Origin of the sequence: Aquibacillus kalidii, from assembly GCF_014280935.1 — a bacterium.
Taxonomy (GTDB): Bacteria; Bacillota; Bacilli; order Bacillales; family Amphibacillaceae; genus Aquibacillus_D; species Aquibacillus_D kalidii.
The window spans coordinates 231,934-254,497 of the sequence record NZ_JACLZI010000036.1 but is presented as its reverse complement, the minus strand read 5'-3'; the positions used below and the strand labels follow the sequence as shown (position 1 = coordinate 254,497).

Annotated in this window: 20 protein-coding genes; all 20 read left to right on the top strand. The window is 35.9% G+C overall.

Annotated features, from left to right (window positions below; genetic code table 11):
* The 20 genes from H7K77_RS08910 to H7K77_RS08815 all read left to right on the top strand — a co-directional run bounded on the left by H7K77_RS08910 (position 1) and on the right by H7K77_RS08815 (position 22,457).
* Positions 1 to 873, top strand: coding sequence for a MinD/ParA family protein (locus H7K77_RS08910; protein WP_186577453.1), 873 nt, complete (start codon positions 1 to 3; stop codon positions 871 to 873).
* Positions 870 to 1,919, top strand: a complete 1,050-nt coding sequence (locus H7K77_RS08905; protein ID WP_186577452.1) for a protein-glutamate methylesterase/protein-glutamine glutaminase — start codon at positions 870 to 872, stop codon at positions 1,917 to 1,919. The genes H7K77_RS08910 and H7K77_RS08905 overlap by 4 nt, the downstream gene beginning before the upstream one ends.
* A gap of 12 nt (positions 1,920 to 1,931) precedes the next feature.
* Positions 1,932 to 3,947 carry a chemotaxis protein CheA gene (locus H7K77_RS08900; protein WP_186577691.1) on the top strand — a complete coding sequence of 672 codons (2,016 nt, stop codon included), beginning with the start codon at positions 1,932 to 1,934 and terminating at the stop codon, positions 3,945 to 3,947.
* Positions 3,948 to 3,975: 28 nt separating this feature from the next.
* Positions 3,976 to 4,437: a chemotaxis protein CheW gene (locus H7K77_RS08895; RefSeq protein WP_186577690.1), complete on the top strand. Its 462-nt coding sequence runs from the start codon at positions 3,976 to 3,978 to the stop codon at positions 4,435 to 4,437.
* A gap of 10 nt (positions 4,438 to 4,447) precedes the next feature.
* Positions 4,448 to 5,074, top strand: a complete 627-nt coding sequence (locus tag H7K77_RS08890) for a chemotaxis protein CheC (protein ID WP_186577451.1) — start codon at positions 4,448 to 4,450, stop codon at positions 5,072 to 5,074.
* Positions 5,071 to 5,568 (top strand): chemotaxis protein CheD, encoded by a 498-nt coding sequence (locus tag H7K77_RS08885; RefSeq protein ID WP_186577450.1) that lies wholly within the window; start codon positions 5,071 to 5,073, stop codon positions 5,566 to 5,568. The genes H7K77_RS08890 and H7K77_RS08885 overlap by 4 nt, the downstream gene beginning before the upstream one ends.
* A 54-nt stretch (positions 5,569 to 5,622) precedes the next feature.
* Positions 5,623 to 6,390 carry a FliA/WhiG family RNA polymerase sigma factor gene (locus H7K77_RS08880; RefSeq protein ID WP_186577449.1) on the top strand — a complete coding sequence of 256 codons (768 nt, stop codon included), beginning with the start codon at positions 5,623 to 5,625 and terminating at the stop codon, positions 6,388 to 6,390.
* A 92-nt stretch (positions 6,391 to 6,482) separates the two neighbouring features.
* Positions 6,483 to 7,850, top strand: a complete 1,368-nt coding sequence (locus tag H7K77_RS08875; protein WP_186577448.1) for a DUF342 domain-containing protein — start codon at positions 6,483 to 6,485, stop codon at positions 7,848 to 7,850.
* A 103-nt stretch (positions 7,851 to 7,953) separates the two neighbouring features.
* Complete coding sequence (locus H7K77_RS08870; protein ID WP_186577447.1) at positions 7,954 to 8,265, top strand: hypothetical protein; 312 nt, start codon at positions 7,954 to 7,956, stop codon at positions 8,263 to 8,265.
* Between the two features lie 11 nt (positions 8,266 to 8,276).
* A complete protein-coding gene (locus H7K77_RS08865; protein WP_186577446.1) occupies positions 8,277 to 8,792 on the top strand; it encodes a DUF6115 domain-containing protein in 516 nt (171 codons plus the stop codon).
* A gap of 148 nt (positions 8,793 to 8,940) precedes the next feature.
* A complete protein-coding gene (rpsB, locus tag H7K77_RS08860; protein WP_186577445.1) occupies positions 8,941 to 9,675 on the top strand; it encodes a 30S ribosomal protein S2 in 735 nt (244 codons plus the stop codon).
* Positions 9,676 to 9,764: 89 nt separating this feature from the next.
* Complete coding sequence (tsf, locus tag H7K77_RS08855) at positions 9,765 to 10,652, top strand: translation elongation factor Ts (protein ID WP_186577444.1); 888 nt, start codon at positions 9,765 to 9,767, stop codon at positions 10,650 to 10,652.
* Positions 10,653 to 10,843: 191 nt separating this feature from the next.
* A complete protein-coding gene (pyrH, locus tag H7K77_RS08850) occupies positions 10,844 to 11,569 on the top strand; it encodes a UMP kinase (protein WP_186577443.1) in 726 nt (241 codons plus the stop codon).
* Positions 11,569 to 12,126, top strand: coding sequence for a ribosome recycling factor (gene frr, locus H7K77_RS08845; protein WP_186577442.1), 558 nt, complete (start codon positions 11,569 to 11,571; stop codon positions 12,124 to 12,126). The genes pyrH and frr overlap by 1 nt, the downstream gene beginning before the upstream one ends.
* A 161-nt stretch (positions 12,127 to 12,287) precedes the next feature.
* Positions 12,288 to 13,052, top strand: a complete 765-nt coding sequence (locus tag H7K77_RS08840; RefSeq protein ID WP_186577441.1) for an isoprenyl transferase — start codon at positions 12,288 to 12,290, stop codon at positions 13,050 to 13,052.
* Positions 13,053 to 13,065: 13 nt separating this feature from the next.
* Positions 13,066 to 13,848: a phosphatidate cytidylyltransferase gene (locus tag H7K77_RS08835; protein WP_186577440.1), complete on the top strand. Its 783-nt coding sequence runs from the start codon at positions 13,066 to 13,068 to the stop codon at positions 13,846 to 13,848.
* Positions 13,849 to 13,881: 33 nt separating this feature from the next.
* Positions 13,882 to 15,027, top strand: a complete 1,146-nt coding sequence (gene dxr / locus H7K77_RS08830) for a 1-deoxy-D-xylulose-5-phosphate reductoisomerase (RefSeq protein ID WP_186577439.1) — start codon at positions 13,882 to 13,884, stop codon at positions 15,025 to 15,027.
* Between the two features lie 32 nt (positions 15,028 to 15,059).
* Positions 15,060 to 16,316, top strand: a complete 1,257-nt coding sequence (gene rseP / locus H7K77_RS08825; RefSeq protein ID WP_186577438.1) for an RIP metalloprotease RseP — start codon at positions 15,060 to 15,062, stop codon at positions 16,314 to 16,316.
* A gap of 37 nt (positions 16,317 to 16,353) precedes the next feature.
* A complete protein-coding gene (locus H7K77_RS08820) occupies positions 16,354 to 18,057 on the top strand; it encodes a proline--tRNA ligase (protein ID WP_186577437.1) in 1,704 nt (567 codons plus the stop codon).
* 107 nt (positions 18,058 to 18,164) lie between these two features.
* The gene (locus tag H7K77_RS08815; RefSeq protein ID WP_186577436.1) at positions 18,165 to 22,457 is read left to right on the top strand and encodes a PolC-type DNA polymerase III; all 4,293 of its coding nucleotides are present in this window, start codon (positions 18,165 to 18,167) and stop codon (positions 22,455 to 22,457) included.
* Positions 22,458 to 22,564 lie beyond the last annotated feature (107 nt).

Genomic DNA, 22,564 nt, shown 5'->3' with positions numbered 1-22,564 from the left:
ATGAGTGACCAAGCAGCAAACCTACGAAGAAAAATGGAAATGTCACGTAGTATAAAAAGAGCCAAAACATTAGCAATTGTTAGTGGAAAAGGCGGCGTTGGTAAATCAAATTTTGCATTGAACTTCTCTATGACTATGGCAATGAAAAATAAAAAAGTGCTAATTTTTGATTTAGATATTGGCATGGGTAATATTGATATCTTAATGGGTCTAACTCCTAAGAAAACAATTATAAATTTGTTTGATCAAAATTTGTCGATTCATGATATTATAGAACTAGGACCAAATTCCTTATCATATGTTGCTGCAGGTTCAGGGTTAAATCAGATTTTTAGCTTAAATGAAGATAAGTTCGATTATTTTTTGTCGCAACTTGACGAATTAATGAGTCTTTACGACTACATTATTTTTGATATGGGGGCAGGCGTCACGGAGGAAAGCGTTCATTATATATTAGCAGTCGATGAGTGTATCGTTGTTACAACACCAGAACCTACCTCTCTAACAGACGCTTATTCCATGATTAAACACTTGACGCATAAACGTTTTAACTTACCTATGAGTTTGATTGTAAATAAGGCACCTAGTCAAAAGATAGGATTACGAACTTCACAACGTTTATTTCAGGTGGTCCAACAATTTATCAAAAAGGAAGTAGCAACGATAGGAATTTTGCCGGACGATAGTACTGTAGGAAAAGCAGTTATTCGTCAAACACCTTTTGTTTTGTACGCACCAAAATCATCGATATCGTTAGCAATGAACCGCATCGTTGATCAGTATGTCCGTGATTATAGCGAACAGGATGTAAAAGAGACAGTACCTTTTACACACAAGTTAAAACAGTTCTTAAAGAAAGGTAGACTATCATGAGTTTAATTCGCGTATTAGTTGTTGATGACTCGGCATTTATGCGGAAAATGATATCCGATATACTAAATTCAGATCCAAATATAGAAGTAGTCGCAACCGCTAGAAATGGTAAGGAAGGGTTAACTAAAGTAGAACAAATAAAGCCAGATGTAGTGACACTTGATGTGGAAATGCCGATTATGGATGGTATAACTACGTTAAAAGAGATTATGGCTAAATCTCCAATCCCTGTTATTATGCTTTCTAGTTTAACAAAAGAGGGAGCAGAAAAAACAATAGAATCAATGACCTTAGGTGCTATTGATTTTATCGCGAAGCCGTCGGGTTCTATCTCTTTGGATATCAAGAAAATTCAAAGCCAAATTATTGATAAAGTTAAAAGTGCTGCAAAGTTAAAAATACAACAAATAATAAAGCAAACAGAACTGAATAATACACCTTTTAGACGGATAACTACTTTTAAACCAAATCAAACAGTAGTTGCAATTGGTACCTCAACAGGAGGACCAAGGGCGTTACAACAAGTATTAACGACTTTACCGGGAAATTTCCCTACACCAATTGTCATTGTTCAGCACATGCCAGCCGGCTTTACGCGTTCCTTAGCTCAACGGTTAAATACACTATCACAAATTGAGGTAAAAGAAGCAGATGATGGCGAAATTCTAACCAAAGGGACTGCATACATAGCTCCTGGAGGGTATCAATTTCGAGTTAAGCAAAGAGGAGAAAGCCTAATCGCCCAAATCACGAAGGAGGCACCTGTGAATGGTCATCAGCCTTCAGTGGATGTTCTGTTTGATTCGGTAGCTGATTTAGAGCAGTATCGAGCATATGCGGTGATTATGACAGGTATGGGATCTGATGGAGCCAAATCGTTGCACAATTTAAAGGCAAAAAAAGAAAATTCGTTTATCGTGTCCGAGTCAAAAAACACTGCCATTGTCTATGGGATGCCTCAAGCGGCAGAAAAAACAAATTTAGTCGATTTGGTAGTAGATTTGCATGAAATAAGTGATGTTCTTATTAATAAAATAAAGGCTTAGAGGTGATGAATGATGGAAATGAATGAGTATTTAGAAGTATTTATTGAAGAAAGCAAAGAGCATATTCAGTCGTTGAACGATCAGTTACTTATATTAGAAAAAGAACCGACAAACATGGATACAGTAAGTGAAATATTCCGTTCTGCTCACACACTTAAAGGGATGTCCGCAACCATGGGTTATCAGGATTTAGCAAATCTAACTCATAAAATGGAGAACGTTTTAGATGCAGTTCGTAATCACAAGTTAGTCATTACTTCAGATATTCTAGACGTAGTATTAGATGCGGTTGACCAACTTGAAGCAATGGTAGTTGATATTGCAAGTGGTGGAGATGGTACTCGAGATGTAGAGTCATTGGTTGCCCAATTAAATGCAATTGAAACTGGAGAACATCAAGAGGTAGATAAATCTAGTAAGACTTCTAGCAAACCAGTTAAAAACAATGATTCATCCTTTGAAAAATTAGATCAATTTGAATGGGCAATTCTTCAACAATCTGAAGAAAAAGGGTTCCAGAATCAAGAAATTCATATCAGACTTAATGAAAATTGCCTGTTAAAAGCTGCACGTGTCTATATGGTCTTTGAAGTATTGGAACAGGTAGGAGAAGTTATTAAAGCAAATCCATCCGTACAAGAATTAGAAGAAGAGAATTTTGAGCTTGATTTTACTGTCTTATTGGTAACTAAAGAATCTGCCGATGATGTAAAGAAACGTATTTTAAAGGTATCAGAAATTGAGGATGTCTCTATTAATCTATTTGAACTAGGTGTATCGGATGACGTTTCTGAGAAGGTTGATGAAGGTCAAGATAAAGCTACAGAAGTGACTGCGACAGCTGAGAAAACGGCAAAGAAACCTAACAATGGTGTCATTAATAACAAGACGATCCGTGTTAACATTGATAGATTAGATGCCCTAATGAATTTATTTGAGGAATTAGTAATTGATAGAGGCCGATTAGAACAAATTTCTGCCAATCTAAAACATGGAGAACTACAAGAAACAGTTGAAAGAATGACAAGAATCTCTGGAGACCTACAGAATATTATTCTAAATATGAGAATGGTACCAATTGAACAGGTGTTTAACCGTTTCCCTCGTATGGTACGTCAACTTACAAAAGATTTAGGAAAGCAAGTGAACCTTGAAATCGTTGGTGCAGAAACAGAATTAGATAGAACAGTAATTGATGAAATCGGTGATCCACTTGTTCACTTAATTCGAAATGCGTTGGACCATGGCGTTGAAACCCCAAATGAACGAGAAGCAAAAGGAAAGCCTGCTGAAGGTAAGTTATTATTGAATGCTTTTCATAGTGGGAATCATGTGTTTATTGAAATCTCGGATGACGGAGCGGGTATAAGCAGAGAGAAAATAGTGAAAAAGGCAATTTCTAATGGCGTTATAACGCAAGAACAAGCGAATACTTTATCAGACAAACAAGTGTTCCAATTAATTATGGCAAGTGGTTTCTCGACAGCTGAAACTATATCAGACATATCAGGACGTGGTGTAGGGCTAGATGTTGTGAAAAACACGATTGAATCACTTGGTGGAAATATAACAATTGAATCTGAATTTGGAAAAGGCTCAGTCTTCTCTATTCAGCTCCCGCTTACACTTTCTATCATTTCCGTTTTATTAATAGAAGTTGAAAAGGAGAAATATGCAATTCCACTATCTTCTATAATTGAAACGGCAATTGTGAGTAAGTCGGATATTTTAAATGCACATAATAAAAAAGTAATAGATTTTAGAGGGAAAGTTGTGCCGCTTATTTCACTAAAAGAGGTATTTGATGTGCCAGGTGAACAAGTGGAAGAAGAATTTTACTCTATTGTTATCATAAGAAAAGGTGACAAAATGGCAGGCTTAATAGTAGATACATTTATTGGCCAACAAGAAGTCGTGCTTAAATCGTTAGGGGACTATTTGAAAGATGTGTTTGCAATATCTGGGGCCACTATTTTAGGAGATGGACAAGTAGCATTAATTGTCGATACGAATTCTTTAATAAAGTAAATTAAGGGAGTGTTTAAAAATGGCAGAAATGAGTAATGAAACTGTAAAAGCGATTATCTTTCAATTAAAAGATGAGGAATATGCGATACCTGTTCAACAAGTAGGTTCCATTGAACGTGAATTGCACATCACGAGAGTACCACAGACACCTGACTTTGTAACGGGAGTTATTAACTTACGTGGTGTTGTCACACCTATCATCGATTTAAGAAAACGATTTGGTATCGAAGCTTCTGAATATACGGATAGCACTCGAATTATTATTGTTTATATAAGTGAAATGGAAGTTGGGTTAATTGTAGATGCAGCATATGATGTCATTGATATTGCTAAGGATGCAATTGAGCCTCCACCTGAAGTGATCGGTACGGTCGATGCAGATTATATCGAAGGTGTTGCTAAAGTAGATTCACGCCTTTTAATGCTTTTGAATTTGGATAAGGTGTTATCTACTCAAGACTATAAAGAACTTAATAATTTAGAAGGATAAGTTATCTATTATGGACCATTTATCCAATTATCAGTTAGATATTTTAAAGGAAATCGGTAATATCGGTTCTGGAAATGCCGCAACGGCCCTGTCTAAGCTATTAAATCAAAAGGTAGACATGAAAGTGCCTTCTGTTCGAGTTGTAGGGTTCGATGACATGATGGATATGGTAGGAGGACCAGACGAGTTAATCGTCTCTGTCTTTTTGAGAATCCAAGGGGAAGCGCCAGGAAGTATGTTTTTTGTGCTATCCCCTTCAGAAGCCGAAACTTTTGTTAAACAGGTTACTGGAAATTCGACTTTTTCTTTAACAGAACCACCAATTGAAGAGCTTGGTCTATCAGCACTACAAGAGGTCGGGAATATATTGGCAGGCTCTTATTTATCGGCTTTATCCGATTTCACTTCAATTAACATGCAACCATCTGTTCCGTCCCTACACATGGATATGGCTGGTGCAGTACTGATTCAGGGATTGATAGAACTATCTCAAGAAAGTGATTATGCCATTATTATTGATACGAATATCCAAGAACTAGACAATGCTAATAAAGCAATAAATGGTCACTTTTTCCTTTTGCCAGATCCGGAATCATTTGTGAAAATTTTTGAAGCACTAGGTGTTAGGGAGCAATGAATGTGATCAATCAAGTCGTAAAAGTAGGAATAGCCGACTTAAAGTTTACTAAATCTCCTGAGGTACTAAGAACTTCAGGGTTAGGGTCTTGTGTTGGTGTTGTAGTATATGATTTACCGCTTAAATTGGCTGGAATGGCTCATGTTATGTTACCTGATTCCACATCATCTAAAAGAGAAAACTTGAATCTATTGAAATACGCAGATACAGCTATTGAAATACTAGTTAATGATATTGTAGGACTGGGGGCTAGAAAGTTTGCTTTAAAAGCAAAATTGGCAGGAGGAGCGCAAATGTTCTCTTTTACATCATCCAATGATATGCTCCGAGTTGGACAACGGAATGTGGAGGCTGTACTCCATATGCTTGATCACTATCGGATACCGATTATGGCTAAGGATGTAGGAGGTAGCAGTGGAAGGACCATTGAGTTTTCACCAGAAACGGGTCTATTAAAAGTAAAGACGGTTCATTTAGGTGAAACTGAAATTTAGCAATAAAAGTATGGTTATTAATTCAGAAAAAGGGCTAATGTGAGGTGGTTACCAATGATCAATCAGGCATCTATAAAAAATGATTTGTGGGAAAACTGGATAAATCAAAGAGATAATGATAACGCGAATAAATTAATTGAGAACTATACTTATCTAGTAAACTACCATGTACAACGAATCGGCATTCACTTACCGAAGAACGTAAGCAAAGATGATATAAAAAGTTTAGGGTTGTTTGGATTGTATGATGCACTTTTGAAATTTGACTACTCAAGAGACTTAAAGTTTGAAACTTATGCTTCTTTCCGAATCAGGGGTGCCATTATAGACGGATTACGTAAAGAGGATTGGCTACCCAGGTCATCAAGAGACAAAGCAAAAAAAGTAGAGCGTGAATCACATAGATTGGAACAACAACTTCATCGATCGCCCACTTCTGAAGAAATAGCCAAAGAATTACAATGGAGCTCTTCAGAAGTAGAAGAAGTAATTAAAGATAATTTATTTGCTAATCTTCTGTCGATAGAAGAGAATTCAAATGATAATGGTGATGAATTCAAAGATGGAATAGGTTATTCGATTCCAGATGATAAAACACCCTTACCAGAACAATTTTTGAAAACAAAAGAAGACCATTTAGAATTAGAACAGGCCATTCGTAACTTGAATGAAAATGAACAAATTATTCTTAGTTTATTTTATCATGAAGAATTAACGTTTACCGAAATTGGTAAAGTTTTAGAATTAACTACTTCTAGAATTTCACAAATTCATAAACAAGCTATCTTTAAATTAAAATCATCCTTAACACAAGTTCATTAATTAATAAAGTAAAGGTAACCTATAGAGATTTTTATCTTATTTGGTTACCTTCTTTTCAATAGAACTTCAGTACACAATAGGAGATGAAGTTAATGGAAGCGTTACAAAATACGATCTCAGTAGAAATAACTAAAGGAGCAATGGAAGCAGATTTCTGTTTCAAAGAAGCATATGGTCCAGAAATGTTAAATATAGAAGATTTAAAAAAACTCTTAGTTGACAAGGGAATCGTTTTCGGGATTCAAGAGAATGTTCTAAATGATCTATTACTAAATGGAACAGATGAAAACAAATCATATACTGTAGCAGTTGGCAAAGATCCCGAAAATGGAGCCGACGGAAGTATCCACTTTTATCATGAACAATCTATCTATATGGAATTAGAGGAGAAAAGGACGTTCCGAGATGTTATTAAAATTCCCTCCGTTATGATAAATGATAAAATTGCTAAGATCATCCCCCCTACAGAAGGAATGGCAGGTACAAATATATATGGAAAACCTGTCAAACAGAAAGTAGGGAAACCTGTAAAGATAAAGGCAGGTAAAAATGTTGATTTTTCACAGTCTGACAACACGTTCTATGCTCGTGCTGATGGACAGTTGTCAATTGGAGAAAAGAGTATCCATGTTCAACCTAACTTTGAGGTGAATGGGGACTTATCGCTTAAAACAGGAAATTTAGATTTTGTAGGATCAATCACAATCAGGGGAAATGTTCCAACAGGATACTCCGTCAAAGCTCAAGGAGATATAACCGTTCACGGATTAGTGGAATCAGCTTATCTAGAAGCGGGGGGGAGTATATATATTTCCGAGGGGATCTCAGGCATGAAAAAGGCAACACTTATAGCCAGTTTAGATGTAAAGGCTGCTTATGTAAATCAAGCAATAATTGAAGCTGGTAGAGATATTATTGTTAAAAATTCGATATTACACAGTCACTGTGTTGCACAAGAGAATATTTTCTGTCAGTCAGGCAATATTATTGGGGGTATGAGTTCAGCTGGTAAAATGATTGAAGCAAAAGATATTGGCAATAATATGAATACGAATACAGACCTTTCATTCGGCATCAATAATAAAGTGAAAGCCCGTGAAAAGGAATTATATGCCCGAAAAAAAGAGCAAACAGAAAATATAAGCAAATTAAGGCAATTAGGAAATAGCTTAATGGTAAAAGAAAAATCATCAAGTCTCAGCACCAAAGAACGGATTTTATTACTTAAACAGCGGAATATGTTGGAAAAAACAATAAAACAACTTGAAGAAATAGAAGAAGAATTAGGGGAACTCCAGGTAACCATAGGTAACTTAGAAGGAATGAAATTAGTTGCAAAAGGTGTTCTACATCCTAATGTTCATATCACGTTTGATAAATATACAAAATCCATTACTACTAATTATCATTTTACACAAGTCTATTTGAAAGATAGTGAAATAGAAATACACTCGCTTTAGGGTTGAATTCCCTAAAATGTTGAATCTATGGAAGCTGATAGGAGTAATTTGGTGACCATTAACCGATCATTTAAGGTAGAATAGACCCTAAGGAGTGATAATAATGAGTTGGAAACCTGTAGAATTGCAGGTGGCCTTGCCGAGGACACATGATGCTGGTAAAATACAAGATCAAATGCAACAACAAAGCAAATTGGTACAGCAAATGATGGCAGAAAATCAATCTGCAATGGAAGAGCAAAAAAGGAAGCAAGTAAATGACACGAATAAAAAAAATAATATAAATAATCAACAAAAACAAGAACTGAGTAACAGCTCTTTTGTGGATAATCAGCAGAATAATGAAGGATCACAGTCACCACACATACATATTAATCATCCTTATTTAGGAAATAAAGTTGACTTTAACGGTTAAGAAGGGATTTTATGGTTATAATTTTATTGTTAGTTAGTTTTTTATTACATATTTTAGCTTTTACTCTTATTCGTACAATGAAAGAAAAAGTACAGAATTTTGAAGAAATAGACAGAAAGCAAAAACAAAATATTAAAGAAATGGAAGATTTGTTAGCCGTCTACCTGCTAGAAATACGTGAGGAAAACGATAAATTTATCGACTCAATACAACAAGGGACTCCACTTTATCCAAACCATAGTCAACAAAAGGATACCAGTATTGAATCAGCTAGACCAGTAATGGACAAAAAACAAAATAACGCTGAACAATATCCTATTCCCCAACAAAAAGACAAGGTTAAAAAAAATGTCGAATATGTTCCGCCACTTGAGAATATGGAACAAGATACAGTTGAACAGTCGCAATCTGGTAAAGTATTTGCACTATTTGATCAAGGTGAATCACCGGAAGCAATCGCGAAAAAACTCGGCTTGGGTAGGACGGAAGTGGAGTTATTGTTAAAATTTCATCGTAAAAACTCATAATTTGCTTGATTGCAAGTTTAGCATGTGGTATATTTACTTTTGGTGTTAATCACACACGTTTGTGGATTATGTAAGAGGTGCTGGTTTTCTAGTCCTTACGTAAAGATGAAGCAAGCGGAGGATAAAAAACCTTTAGGAGGAAGAAATTATGGCAGTTATTTCAATGAAACAACTTTTGGAAGCTGGTGTACATTTTGGTCACCAGACTCGCCGTTGGAACCCGAAAATGAAGAAATACATTTTCACAGAACGTAACGGCATCTATATCATCGATCTTCAAAAAACAGTTAAAAAGGTTGATGAAGCTTATAACTACATTAAGGAAGTTGCTCAAGATGGAGGAACTGTACTTTTTGTTGGTACTAAAAAGCAAGCACAAGAATCTGTTAAAGAAGAAGCGATCCGTTCTGGTATGTACTTCGTTAACCAACGTTGGTTAGGTGGTACATTAACTAACTTCGGTACGATTCGTAAACGTATTAACCGATTAAAAGACATCGAGCGTATGGAAGAAGACGGAACTTTTGATGTACTTCCAAAGAAAGAAGTTGTTGGACTTCTTAAAGAAAAAGAACGTCTTGTGAAATTTTTAGGTGGAATTAAAGATATGAATAAACTTCCTGATGTTTTATTCATTATCGATCCTAGAAAAGAGCGTATTGCGGTTGCTGAAGCACACAAATTAAACATTCCAATCGTGGGTATTGTGGATACAAACTGTGATCCTGATGAAATCGATTATGTAATCCCAGCAAACGATGATGCTATTCGTGCTGTAAAACTTCTTACTGCTAAAATGGCTGACGCTATTTTAGAAGTTAAGCAAGGTGAAATTACAGAAGAAGTTGCTGAAGAAGCAGAAACTGAAGCTGTATCTGAGTAACAAAAGGTTTAGGGGTGATAGAAGGGGAACCTTTTATCACCTTTTTTTAAGGGAATACTACTATACGGAAACCAAGGAGGAAATTAACAATGGCTGTAACTGCTCAAATGGTAAAAGAACTTCGTGAAAAAACTGGTGCGGGTATGATGGACTGTAAAAAAGCACTAACTGAAACAAATGGTAATATTGATGAAGCAATCGATTACCTTCGTGAAAAAGGTATTTCAAAGGCTGCTAAAAAGGCAGACCGTATTGCTGCTGAAGGTTCTACATATGTAGAAGTAGAAGGTAACACTGCTGTACTTCTAGAAGTAAATTGTGAAACAGATTTTGTTACAAAAAATGATCAGTTTAAAAACTTATTAGCTGAATTAGGTAAGCACCTACTTAACCAGAAGCCCGATTCAGTAGAAACTGCTCTTCAACAAAAACTTCATGGTGATGGCGAAGTGTTAGAGCAATACATCAATTCTAATATTGCTAAAATTGGGGAGAAAATCTCTCTTCGTCGTTTTACAATCTTTGAAAAGACTGATAATGATGCATTTGGTGCATACATTCATATGGGTGGAAACATTGGTGTTGTAACTGTATTAGAAGGATCCACAGATGAAGAAACAGCTAAAGATATTGCAATGCACGTAGCAGCAGTAAATCCTCGTTATGTATCACGTGATGCTGTTTCTGAAGAAGAAGTAGAAAAAGAGCGTGAAGTATTAAAAACACAAGCATTAAACGAAGGAAAACCAGAAAATATCGTTGAAAAAATGGTGGAAGGCCGCCTAAGCAAATTCTTCCAAGAGATCTGTTTACTTGAGCAAGGATTCGTTAAAGATCCAGATAAAAAAGTAAAACAGGTTGTAGCAGAAAAAGGTGCTACCCTTAAAGGGTTTGTACGTTACGAAGTAGGCGAAGGTATTGAAAAACGTGTTGATAACTTTGCTGAAGAAGTAATGAGCCAAGTTAAAAATAAATAAGACCTTTGTTTAACAAGGAAAACTTGGATTAGATACTAATTAAAGGGGGACACACTGTGTTCCCTTTTCTATAAATTGGTGCAGCAATGTGAAAATCGAAGCAGATATACTCTAATTAAACTGATAGAGTACATATTAATAGGAAAATCTAATCCTTATAAAGTGAAGAAAATTACATAATGGAGGTTATTATGACTACTGCTAGCTACCGAAGAATTGTGTTAAAATTGAGTGGAGAAGCGCTTAGTGGAGAGCTTGGGTATGGAATCGAACCAAAGGTTATCCAGTCAATCGCATCTCAAGTTAAAGAAGTAGTAGAACTTGGTGTTGAGGTTGCTGTTGTTGTTGGTGGCGGTAATATTTGGCGCGGCAAAGTGGGGAGTGAAATGGGAATGGACCGAGCTAACGCCGACTATATGGGTATGTTAGCAACTGTTATGAACTCACTTGCACTTCAAGATAGTCTTGAAAACTTTGGAATTCCTACTAGGGTACAAACGTCTATTGAAATGAGACAAGTTGCAGAACCATACATTAGAAGAAAAGCAATAAGACACCTTGAGAAGAAAAGAGTAGTTATTTTTGCTGCGGGTACAGGTAACCCATACTTCTCAACTGATACAACTGCTGCATTAAGGGCAGCGGAAGTAGAAGCAGATGTTATCCTAATGGCTAAAAATAATGTGGATGGTGTTTATACAGCAGATCCAAAGCTTGATGAACATGCAACCAAATATGAAGAACTATCGTATTTAGAAGTGCTGAATGAAGGATTAGGTGTTATGGACTCTACTGCATCATCACTTTGTATGGATAATGACATTCCATTACTTGTTTTTTCCATAATGGAAGAAGGCAATATTAAGCGAGCTGTTCAAGGCGAACAAATAGGGACAATCATAAGGGGGAAAAAATAATGTCACAACAATTAATTAATGAAACTAGTTCTAAAATGTCACAAGCAGTAAAAGCCTTTTCTAAACAATTAGCTACAGTCCGTGCAGGTAGAGCAAATCCGTCATTACTTGATAACGTTTATGTAGATTATTACGGAGCATCTACGCCATTAAACCAGTTGTCAACTATTTCAGTACCCGAGGCGAGATTATTAATGATTACTCCATTTGATAAATCATCCATATCTGATGTTGAGAAAGCTATTCAGAAAGCTGATTTAGGGCTATCACCATCTAGTGATGGTAATGTCATTCGCATTAGTATTCCTGCATTAACTGAGGAAAGAAGAAAAGAATTAGTAAAAGTAGTTGGGAAATATGCGGAAGAGGCAAAAGTTCAAATAAGAAATATCCGTCGTGACTCTAACGATCAGTTAAAAAAGGATGAAAAAAACGGAGACCTTACTGAGGATGAACTTCGTGGCTTTCAAGATGATGTTCAGAAGGAAACAGATAAGTACATTACAGAGATAGATAATGTAACAAAAGAAAAAGAAAAAGAAATTATGGAAGTTTGAGCTTATAACATGTAAAATTAATGATTAAGGAAGACCCTCTTTACAAAGGGGGTTTTTGCACGTTATAGGCAAGACAAATGATGCATATGCTGTGAAGTAGTGTTATTTATATAACAGATGGAGCACATTACATATATGTATTTCTTGATGGAGGATTCCGTATGCTGATTAATAAACTTCCTTTTTTAAAAAAGAAAAGTAGCGAAGAAATACGAACGCTAAAACCGGATAACATACCAGAACATGTGGCAATAATAATGGATGGGAATGGACGTTGGGCTAAAAAACGTGGGTTACCTAGGTTCGCAGGTCATAAAGAAGGAATGGACAACGTAAAAAAAGTTGTTAAAACCGCGAATAAACATGGTTTGAAAGTTCTTACGCTATATGCCTTTTCAACAGAAAATTGGAAGAGACCAAAGCCTGAAGTAGATTATCTAATGAAATTACCTATGGATTTCTTAAGTACATATTTACCTGAGTTAATAGAGGAAAATGTTCAAATCCAAACTATTGGTGAGTTTGATTTATTACCTGATCACACAAAAAAGGCGATCCAAGAGGCAAAGGATAAAACAGTTAAGAATAATGGATTAATACTAAATATTGCTTTAAACTATGGAAGTAGATATGAATTAGTACAATCTATAAAGAAAACCGTGACAGATATTCAAAATGGAAAATACAGTGTGGAAGAAATTGACGAAAACGTTATATCTGATAATCTTTATACTAGTCATCTTAAAGATCCTGATTTATTGATTAGAACTAGTGGAGAGATTAGATTAAGTAACTTTTTGTTATGGCAATCTGCTTATACAGAGTTTTGGTTTACAGATGCACTATGGCCTGATTTTAGCGAAGCGTTGTTTGAACAAGCGCTTTTGGACTATCAGAATAGAAAACGTCGTTTTGGCGGGATTTAAGGTGTGAATTAATATGAAGCAAAGAATTATAACAGCAGTCATCGCTATCCTTTTATTTTTTCCGTTTGTTTATATAGGCAAATTGCCTTTTCATTTAGTTATGTACGTTATTGCAACGATAGGGCTACTAGAACTATTGAAAATGCGGAAAACAACAACATACCCTGTACCAACATTGATCACAATGTTATTTCTTTGGGCCTTGCTTTACCCAAATGATCATATTTTATTTGCTTCAAAAATAGAAATAACTCTATTAGGAGTTCTCTTATTATTAGCTTATACAGTCTTAGTTAAAAATAAGTTTACCTTTGAAGATGCAGGTTTCTTTGTTCTTTCAGCAATCTATGTAGGTTTAGGATTTTACTACTTTATCCAAACAAGAAACGCGGATCCAGATAATGGGTTAGTATATATTTTCTATGGTATTGTAGTCATTCTTGCGACGGATACCGGTGCCTACTTTTTTGGACGAGCTTTCGGTAAAAATAAATTATGGCCTGAAATAAGTCCTAATAAAACAATTGAAGGGGCCATAGGCGGTATTATCCTGGCTTGTGTCGCAGGAGTTGTATTTCACCTGTTTTTCCCTGTTCATTCATCTGTAATTGTGTTAATATTGGTCACCATATTAGCATCGGCTTTTGGACAAGTAGGAGATCTTGTGGAATCAGCATTTAAACGATATTATGATGTCAAAGATTCCGGAAAAATATTACCTGGTCATGGAGGAATATTAGACCGATTTGATAGTTGGTTATTTGTTTTTCCATTACTGCATTTTATCCTTTTTTAAACATAGGATAGATACGTATAGGAGCGTAAAAAAATGAAGAATATTACCCTTTTGGGTGCTACTGGATCAATAGGAATCCAAACATTAGATGTGATTAGACAGCACCCCGAGCAATTTAGTTTATATGCTATTGCTTTCGGCAAGAATGTGGAGAAAGCATTACCAATAATCCAAGAATTTTATCCGAAAAAAATTGTTGTTCAAGATATGGAAACTAAGCGAAAGTTATCCATACATATTCCTCACCAAACTATATTAGTGGGTAATGAAGGTATGATTGAAATAAGTGTTGACAAGTTTACTGATGTTCTAGTCAATGCTGTTATGGGGAGTGTAGGTTTACAAGCTACTTTACACGCCATTCGTGAAAGGAAACAAATTGCTATTGCAAATAAAGAAACGTTAGTTACAGCAGGCCACTTAGTGATGGACGAAGCGAAGAAATATGATGTTAGTTTATTACCTGTTGATAGTGAACATTCCGCTATTTTTCAATGTTTGAATGGCGAAAACAGAAATGAAATTAACAAGTTGATTTTGACAGCTTCAGGTGGAAGTTTTCGGGATAAATCCCGAGAAGACCTAAAGAATGTTTCTGTGGAAGATGCATTAAACCATCCTAATTGGAGTATGGGAGCAAAAATAACGGTAGATTCTGCCACTATGATGAATAAGGGTTTAGAAGTCATTGAAGCCCATTGGTTATTTGATATCCCTTATGACCAGATTGAAGTAATTCAACATAAGGAAAGTGTTATTCATTCTATGGTAGAATTTAAAGATAGCAGTGTCATCGCTCAACTAGGAACACCAGATATGCGTGTTCCAATCCAATATGCGCTCACATATCCCTCGAGGCTTGAATTACCTACAACAAAGCAGTTAAACTTATTAGAGGTTAGCAAACTTCACTTCTCAGAAATGGACCTGAATCGTTTTCCGAGTCTAGCGATTGCTTTTGAAGCAGGAAGATTAGGGGGGTCTGTCCCAACAGTGATGAACGCAGCTAATGAAATTGCTGTGGACATGTTTTTAAAAGGTAAAATATCATTTTTAATGATTGAAGAGTACATAGAACGTGCTATGAGCAGTCATCGGTTGATTGAACACCCTGATTTAGAAACCATTATAGCAATTGATAAGGAGACACGTCATCAAGTTCAATCCTATCTTTTATAGAGGAACAAAGACAAAAAAGGAGAGTGCTACATTTGAACACCATCATTGCATTCATTTTAATGTTTGGACTTCTCGTGTTTGTACATGAGTTTGGTCATTTTATATTCGCAAAAAGAGCAGGAATGCTAGTTAGAGAATTTGCTATAGGAATGGGTCCTAAAGTTTTTTCTCTTAAAAGAAATGAAACGTTATATACGATTCGTCTACTTCCGCTTGGTGGTTATGTTCGTGTAGCCGGAGAAGATCCTGAAATTATTGAACTGAAAGCGGGACAACACATTGGACTGGAATTTAGTGAGTCTGGTCATGTCAACAAGATAATTGTCAACAACAAATCGAAACATCCTAATGCGCATGTAATCGAGGTTGAAAAGGCAGATTTAGATCATCGCTTAATGATTGAGGGTTATGAAGTTGATGCTGAAGATAGATTGGTTTTTCAAGTAGATCCAAAAGCTGTATTTGTCATGGATGAAAATGAGACACAGATTGCACCTTATAATAGACAATTTGCTTCTAAAACAATACCTCAGCGTGCGATGCAACTATTTGCTGGACCAATGATGAACTTTCTTTTAACTATTGTTATCTTTGCCATTATAGGATTTGTTCAAGGAGTTCCGACTGATGAAGCTATTATTGGTGAAGTGGTACCTGATAGTCCTGCGGAAGAAGCTGGGTTTCAATCAGGCGATCAAGTTATAAAAATTGAAGATACTTCAATCAGTTCATTTGATGAATTTAAAGCAATTGTTGGGGATAGTCCAGAAGAAGAGCTATCTATGGTAGTAAACCGGAATAATGAGCAAGTTGAATTAACGGTTGTCCCTAAAAGTATAAAGTCACAAGACCAAGAATTTGGCCAAATTGGTGTTACCACACAAGTAGAAAAATCAGTGATAAAAGCAATTCCCTATAGTTTAGAAGAAACTTACTTTTGGGGGAAACTTATTCTTGTTAACGTAGTGAAACTAGTAACAGGACAATTCTCGATTGAAGCATTATCTGGTCCTGTAGGTATCTATGACGTTACAGACCAAGTGGTTCAAACAGGATTTATGAATTTCTTATCTTGGACTGCTGCATTAAGTGTTAACTTAGGTATTATGAATTTACTCCCGTTACCAGCGCTTGACGGAGGAAGATTATTATTTGTAGGAATTGAAGCAGTTAGAGGTAAACCAATAGACCCACAAAAAGAAGGAATTGTTCACTTTATTGGCTTTGCATTGTTAATGCTTTTGATGATTGTAGTTACATGGAATGATATACAACGTTTGTTCTTATAGAATAGTTCGGTAAATAATTCAGAGGTGGGAATTAAGGATGAAGCAAAGTCAGACATTATTACCAACACTAAAAGAAGTACCAGCAGATGCAGATATAAAAAGTCACCAACTATTACTTCGTGCTGGTTTCATCCGTCAAACGGCATCGGGTGTTTATAGCTTTTTGCCTTTAGGTAAAAGGGTGTTGCGTAAAGTAGAAGAAATAGTTAGAGATGAAATGGACAAAGCTGGTGCAAATGAAATGTTTATGCCAGCACTACAGCCAGCTGAACTTTGGAAAGAGACTGGCAGATGGAATAACTTTGGTCCAGAGTTAATGCGTCTCCATGACCGACATGATCGAGAATTTGCACTGGGTGCAACTCATGAAGAAGTTATTACTAGTTTAGTAAGAGATGAAGTAAAGAGTTACAAACGCTTACCATTAACTTTATATCAAATTCAAACTAAATTTAGAGATGAAAAACGACCTCGATTTGGTTTATTACGCGGTAGAGAATTTGTAATGAAGGACGCTTACTCTTTCCATGATTCGTTTGATAGCCTTGATGAGACATATTCTAAAATGTATCAAGCATACTCTAATATTTTTAGTCGTTGTGGTTTAAATTTCAGAGCAGTTATTGCTGATTCTGGTGCAATGGGCGGGAAGGATACACACGAATTTATGGTATTGTCTGATGTTGGTGAGGATACAATTGCCTATTCAGATACATCTAATTATGCAGCTAATATCGAAATGGCTCCAGTAACACAAGAATATAAGCAATTAGATATACCTTTGAAAGACATGGAAAAGGTGGAAACACCAAATCAAAGAACAATGCAAGAAGTAGCTGATTTTTTAGGTCATAGCTTAGAACAAGGATTAAAAGCACTAATGTTTAAAGTGGATGAATCATTGGTTCTCGTTATCACTCGTGGTGATCACGAAGTAAATGATATTAAACTTAAGAATCTATACAATGCAAGTGTAGTAGAGCTCGCTACTGAAACAGAAACGAAGGAAGTTTTAGGAGCTAGTTTCGGTTCGCTAGGTCCTATTGGTGTGAATGAAAAGATTGATGTTGTTGCAGACACTGCTGTGCAATATGTCGTTAATGTATCCTGTGGTGCTAATGAAGATGGTTTCCATTATAAAAATGTTAACCCAGGTAGAGATTTCAACGTTAAGGAATATGCAGATTTAAGGTTCATCAAAGAAGGGGATCCATCTCCAGATGGCAATGGTACAATTAAATTCGCTAGGGGAATTGAAGTAGGCCATGTGTTTAAACTAGGGAAATTTTATGCGGAGAAAATGGGCGCAACATTCTTAGATGATCAAGGGAAGGCAAACACGATGATTATGGGTTGTTATGGTATTGGTGTTTCTCGAACACTAGCCGCTATTGTAGAACAATTCCATGATGAAAAAGGAATAACTTGGCCTACAAATGTAGCGCCATTTCAAGTTCATTTACTGTCTATTAATGCAAAAAATGAAGAGCAAAAACAGCTTGCAGATGAACTATATCAGATGTTACAAGAAGCAGGTATGGAAGTGCTTTACGATGACCGTAAGGAACGAGCTGGTGTTAAATTTGCAGATAGTGATCTTGTAGGAATTCCGTTCAGGATAACAGTCGGTAAAAGAGCTAATGAAGGTTATGTGGAATTTAAAGTACGAAATACTGGAGACCAGACCGACTTACATCAATCTGATATTTTAAATAAAATAAAAGAATTATTGGAAATTTAGTTATAAAAACCCTTGTCTAATTCTCTAATGACAAGGGTTTTAATTAATAGTAGAATATAATAGAGTGTTTTTAAGAAGACATGTTTCTGGGTAGGGAGGAACAATAAATGGGGATATCCAGCAACGAGAAAATGACATTATTGCTGCAACAAATTAATTTACAAGAAGATATAACGGAACAGTATTTTATAGATAGTTCCTTATCTAAATTGGAAGTTTATACAAAGGAAAAACTATGGCACTTTCACATTAATCTTGCTAAGATTTTGCCACCTAAAGTGTATCATGAATTCACGTTAAAGCTAAGAGATAGCTTTTCCCATATCGCAACAATAGATTGGACCATCTATACAACAGATAAAAAGTTAGAAGAAGAGGAAGTATGTGATTATTGGCGGGACTTTATTTCGACTATGAAAGATCTATCACCCGCTTATAAAGATTTGGTTCATGAGCAAAAACCTCGTATTGACGGTAATAAGATTATGTTAACTGCAAGAAATGATGCAGAAGCAAATGCTTTAAAAAAGAGATTAGAACCCGCTTTTAAAAATTATTGCTATCGTATCGGGGCTGCAACATATAATTTAACAATCGATGTGAAAACAGAACTAAATGACCTAGAAAAATTCCGGGAACAAAAGGCATTAGAAGACCAACGGCTTGTCCAAAAAGCTGTGAAAGATAAGGAAGAAAGATCAAAGCAAAGTAATGATCAGACTCCAGAAGGTCCAGTTATGTTAGGCTATAACATTACGGAAGAACCTGTTCCAATGGAAACTATTACAGAAGAAGAACGTCGAATGATTGTGCAAGGCTATATATTTGACGTCGATGTCCGTGAACTTAGATCTGGAAGGCACTTATTAATTGTAAAAGCAACAGACTATACCAATTCATTCCAATTAAAAATGTTTTCTAAAGGCGATCAAGACGCAGAGAAGTTTAAACAAATTAAAAAGGGTATGTGGATAAAAGCACGGGGAAGTATCCAAACAGATACTTTTACCAATGAACTAACCATGATGGTAAATGACATCAATGAGGTGACACCTAAAACTAGGCAAGATAGAGCATCTGATGATGAAAAGCGAGCAGAGCTTCATGCCCATACTATGATGAGTCAAATGGATTCAGTTGTTTCAGCATCTAAGTTAGTAGAGCAAGCAGCTAAATGGGGCCATCCTGCTATTGCGATTACGGATCATGCTGTTGCTCAATCATATCCGGAAGCCTATGCTGCTGGTAGTAAGCATGGAATAAAGGTTATATATGGATTAGAGGCGAATATTGTCGATGACGGTGTACCCATTGCATATAATGAGTCCGATGTTATCTTAGAAGATGCCACATATGTAGTCTTTGACGTAGAAACAACAGGACTATCCGCGGTTTATGACACTATTATTGAACTTGCTGCTGTCAAAATTAAAAATGGAGATATTATTGATCGATTTGAGGCCTTTGCTAATCCTCATCATCCGTTATCTCAAACAACCATAGATCTAACTGGTATCACAGATGATATGGTTAAGGATGCACCTGAAGTAGATGAAGTATTGAGAGATTTCCATAAGTGGATGGGTAACGACATTTTAGTTGCTCATAATGCGAGCTTTGATATGGGGTTTTTGAATGAAGGATTGAAGAAAATCGACTTCCCTAAAGCTACTAACCCAGTAGTAGATACATTAGAGTTAGCGCGTTTCTTATTCCCTGAACTTAAAAATCACCGCTTAAATACGCTGTGTAAAAAGCTTGATATTGAGTTAACACAACACCACCGTGCTATTTATGATGCCGAAGCAACGGGTTATTTAATGTGGAAGCTAATTAAATTAGCTTCAGAAAAGGAAATAAATAACCACAATCAATTTAATATTCACATGGGGGAAGGAAATGCTTACCAACGTTCTAGACCATTCCATGTGACGTTATTGGCTCAAAATGAGGTAGGTTTAAAAAATATTTTTAAGCTTGTATCCCTATCTCACATTGATTATTTCTATCGCGTTCCAAGAATTCCACGATCAAAGTTACAGTCTTTAAGAGAAGGTATTTTAGTCGGTTCAGGCTGTGACAAAGGGGAAGTTTTTGAAACGATGATGCAAAAATCAAAAGATGAAGCAGAGCAAGTCGCTGATTTTTACGATTATATAGAAATACAACCACCATCAAATTATTTTCATTTAATGGATAGGGAATTAGTGCAGAACGAGGCACAAATTTATGATATTTTAAAGAACTTAGTAGAAATGGCAGATCGACTTGGAAAAAAATGTGTAGCGACAGGAAATGTTCATTACTTAGAGCCACATGATAAAATGTACCGTCAGATCTTGATCTCATCTCAAAATGGTAACCCATTAAGTAGACAAACATTACCTGATGTACACTTTAGAACAACAGATGAAATGATTGGATGTTTTCATTTCCTTCCACCAGATAAAGCAAAAGAAGTTGTAGTAACGAATACACAATATATAGCTGATCAAATTGAATCTATAAAACCTGTGAAAGAAGACCTATACACGCCTAATATTGATGGTGCTGAGGAAGAAATTAGAGAGTTGAGTTATAGTTTTGCGCGGAATTTGTATGGGGAGCAATTGCCTGAGATTGTAGAAAAACGTATAGAGAAAGAGTTAAAAAGTATTATTGGGCATGGATTTGCTGTTATTTATTTAATTTCACATAAATTAGTTAAAAAATCTTTAGACGATGGTTATCTAGTTGGATCTCGTGGTTCTGTTGGATCATCATTAATCGCTACGTTGACAGAAATTACGGAGGTTAATCCACTTCCACCTCATTACGTTTGTAGAACATGTCAGTATAATGAATTCTTTAATGATGGATCTTTCGGTAGTGGTTTTGACTTACCAGATAAAGCTTGTCCGAATTGTGGAGCTAACCTAAAGAAAGATGGACAAGATATTCCATTTGAAACGTTTTTGGGCTTTAAAGGAGATAAGGTTCCCGATATTGACCTTAACTTTTCCGGAGAGTATCAACCACGAGCGCACAACTATACGAAAGTGTTATTTGGGGAAGACAATGTATATCGTGCAGGAACAATCGGTACAGTAGCGGAAAAAACTGCATACGGATACGTGAAGGGGTATGCAAGTGATCACCAGATGCAGGTGAAAAATGTAGAGGTGGATCGATTAGTATCAGGATGTACAGGTGTTAAACGAACTACTGGACAGCATCCTGGTGGTATTATCGTTGTGCCAGATGATATGGAAATATATGATTTTACACCGATACAGTTCCCAGCAGATGATCGAACTTCTGAATGGAAAACAACGCACTTTGATTTCCATTCTATCCATGATAACTTGTTAAAGTTAGATATACTTGGACACGATGATCCGACGGTTATCCGAATGCTTCAAGATCTTAGTGGGATTGACCCAAAAACAATACCAACAGATGACGAAGAAACAATGAAGATCTTTTCTAGTCCTGAAGTGTTAGGAGTAACTGCTGATCAAATTATGTGTAAAACAGGGACGTTAGGTGTACCTGAATTTGGAACACGTTTTGTTAGGCAAATGCTTGAAGATACGAAACCAAAAACATTTGCAGAACTTGTCATTATATCAGGATTATCTCATGGTACAGATGTTTGGTTAGGCAATGCACAAGAATTGATTAATAACGGGATTTGTGGTTTGCCAGATGTTATTGGGTGTCGTGACGATATCATGGTTTACCTCATGCACAAAGGCTTAGATGCATCATTAGCCTTTAAAATTATGGAGTTTGTTCGTAAGGGTAAAGGATTACAGGATGAATGGATAGAAGAAATGAGAAAACATAATGTACCAGATTGGTATATTGATTCTTGTAAGAAAATTAAGTATATGTTCCCAAAAGCACACGCCGCTGCATATGTGTTGATGGCAATCCGTATTGCTTACTTTAAAGTTCACTATCCTATTTTCTTTTACGCTGCTTATTTTTCTGTTCGCGCAGGTGACTTTGACCTTGATGTTATGGTTAAAGGTTCTGCTGCGATCCGAAAAAGAATTGAGGAAATTTTTGCTAAAGGAAACGATGCACCTCCAAAAGAGAAGAATTTATCTACTGTTTTAGAGCTCGCTTTAGAAATGAACGAAAGAGGATTCTCATTTCAAAAGGTTGACTTATACCGTTCTAGTGCAACAAATTTTATAGTGGATGGAAATACATTAATTCCACCATTTAATGCAGTTGACGGCTTAGGTACGAATGCTGCTTTAAATATTGTAAAAGCGAGAGAAGAAGGAGAATTTCTTTCCAAAGAAGATCTTCGGGAGCGAAGTCGTATTTCCAAAACGGTTTTAGAATATCTTGATAACCATGGTTGTTTAGAAGGAATGGCAGATAAAAACCAGTTATCTTTATTTTAGAAAAAACGATAATCTATTACTAGTTGGTATATTCTTGCATAATTAACAAAGATGTGTTATATTTTATAGTGGTAAGCAATGATACGTAAGAAAGAGAGAGTGGGGAA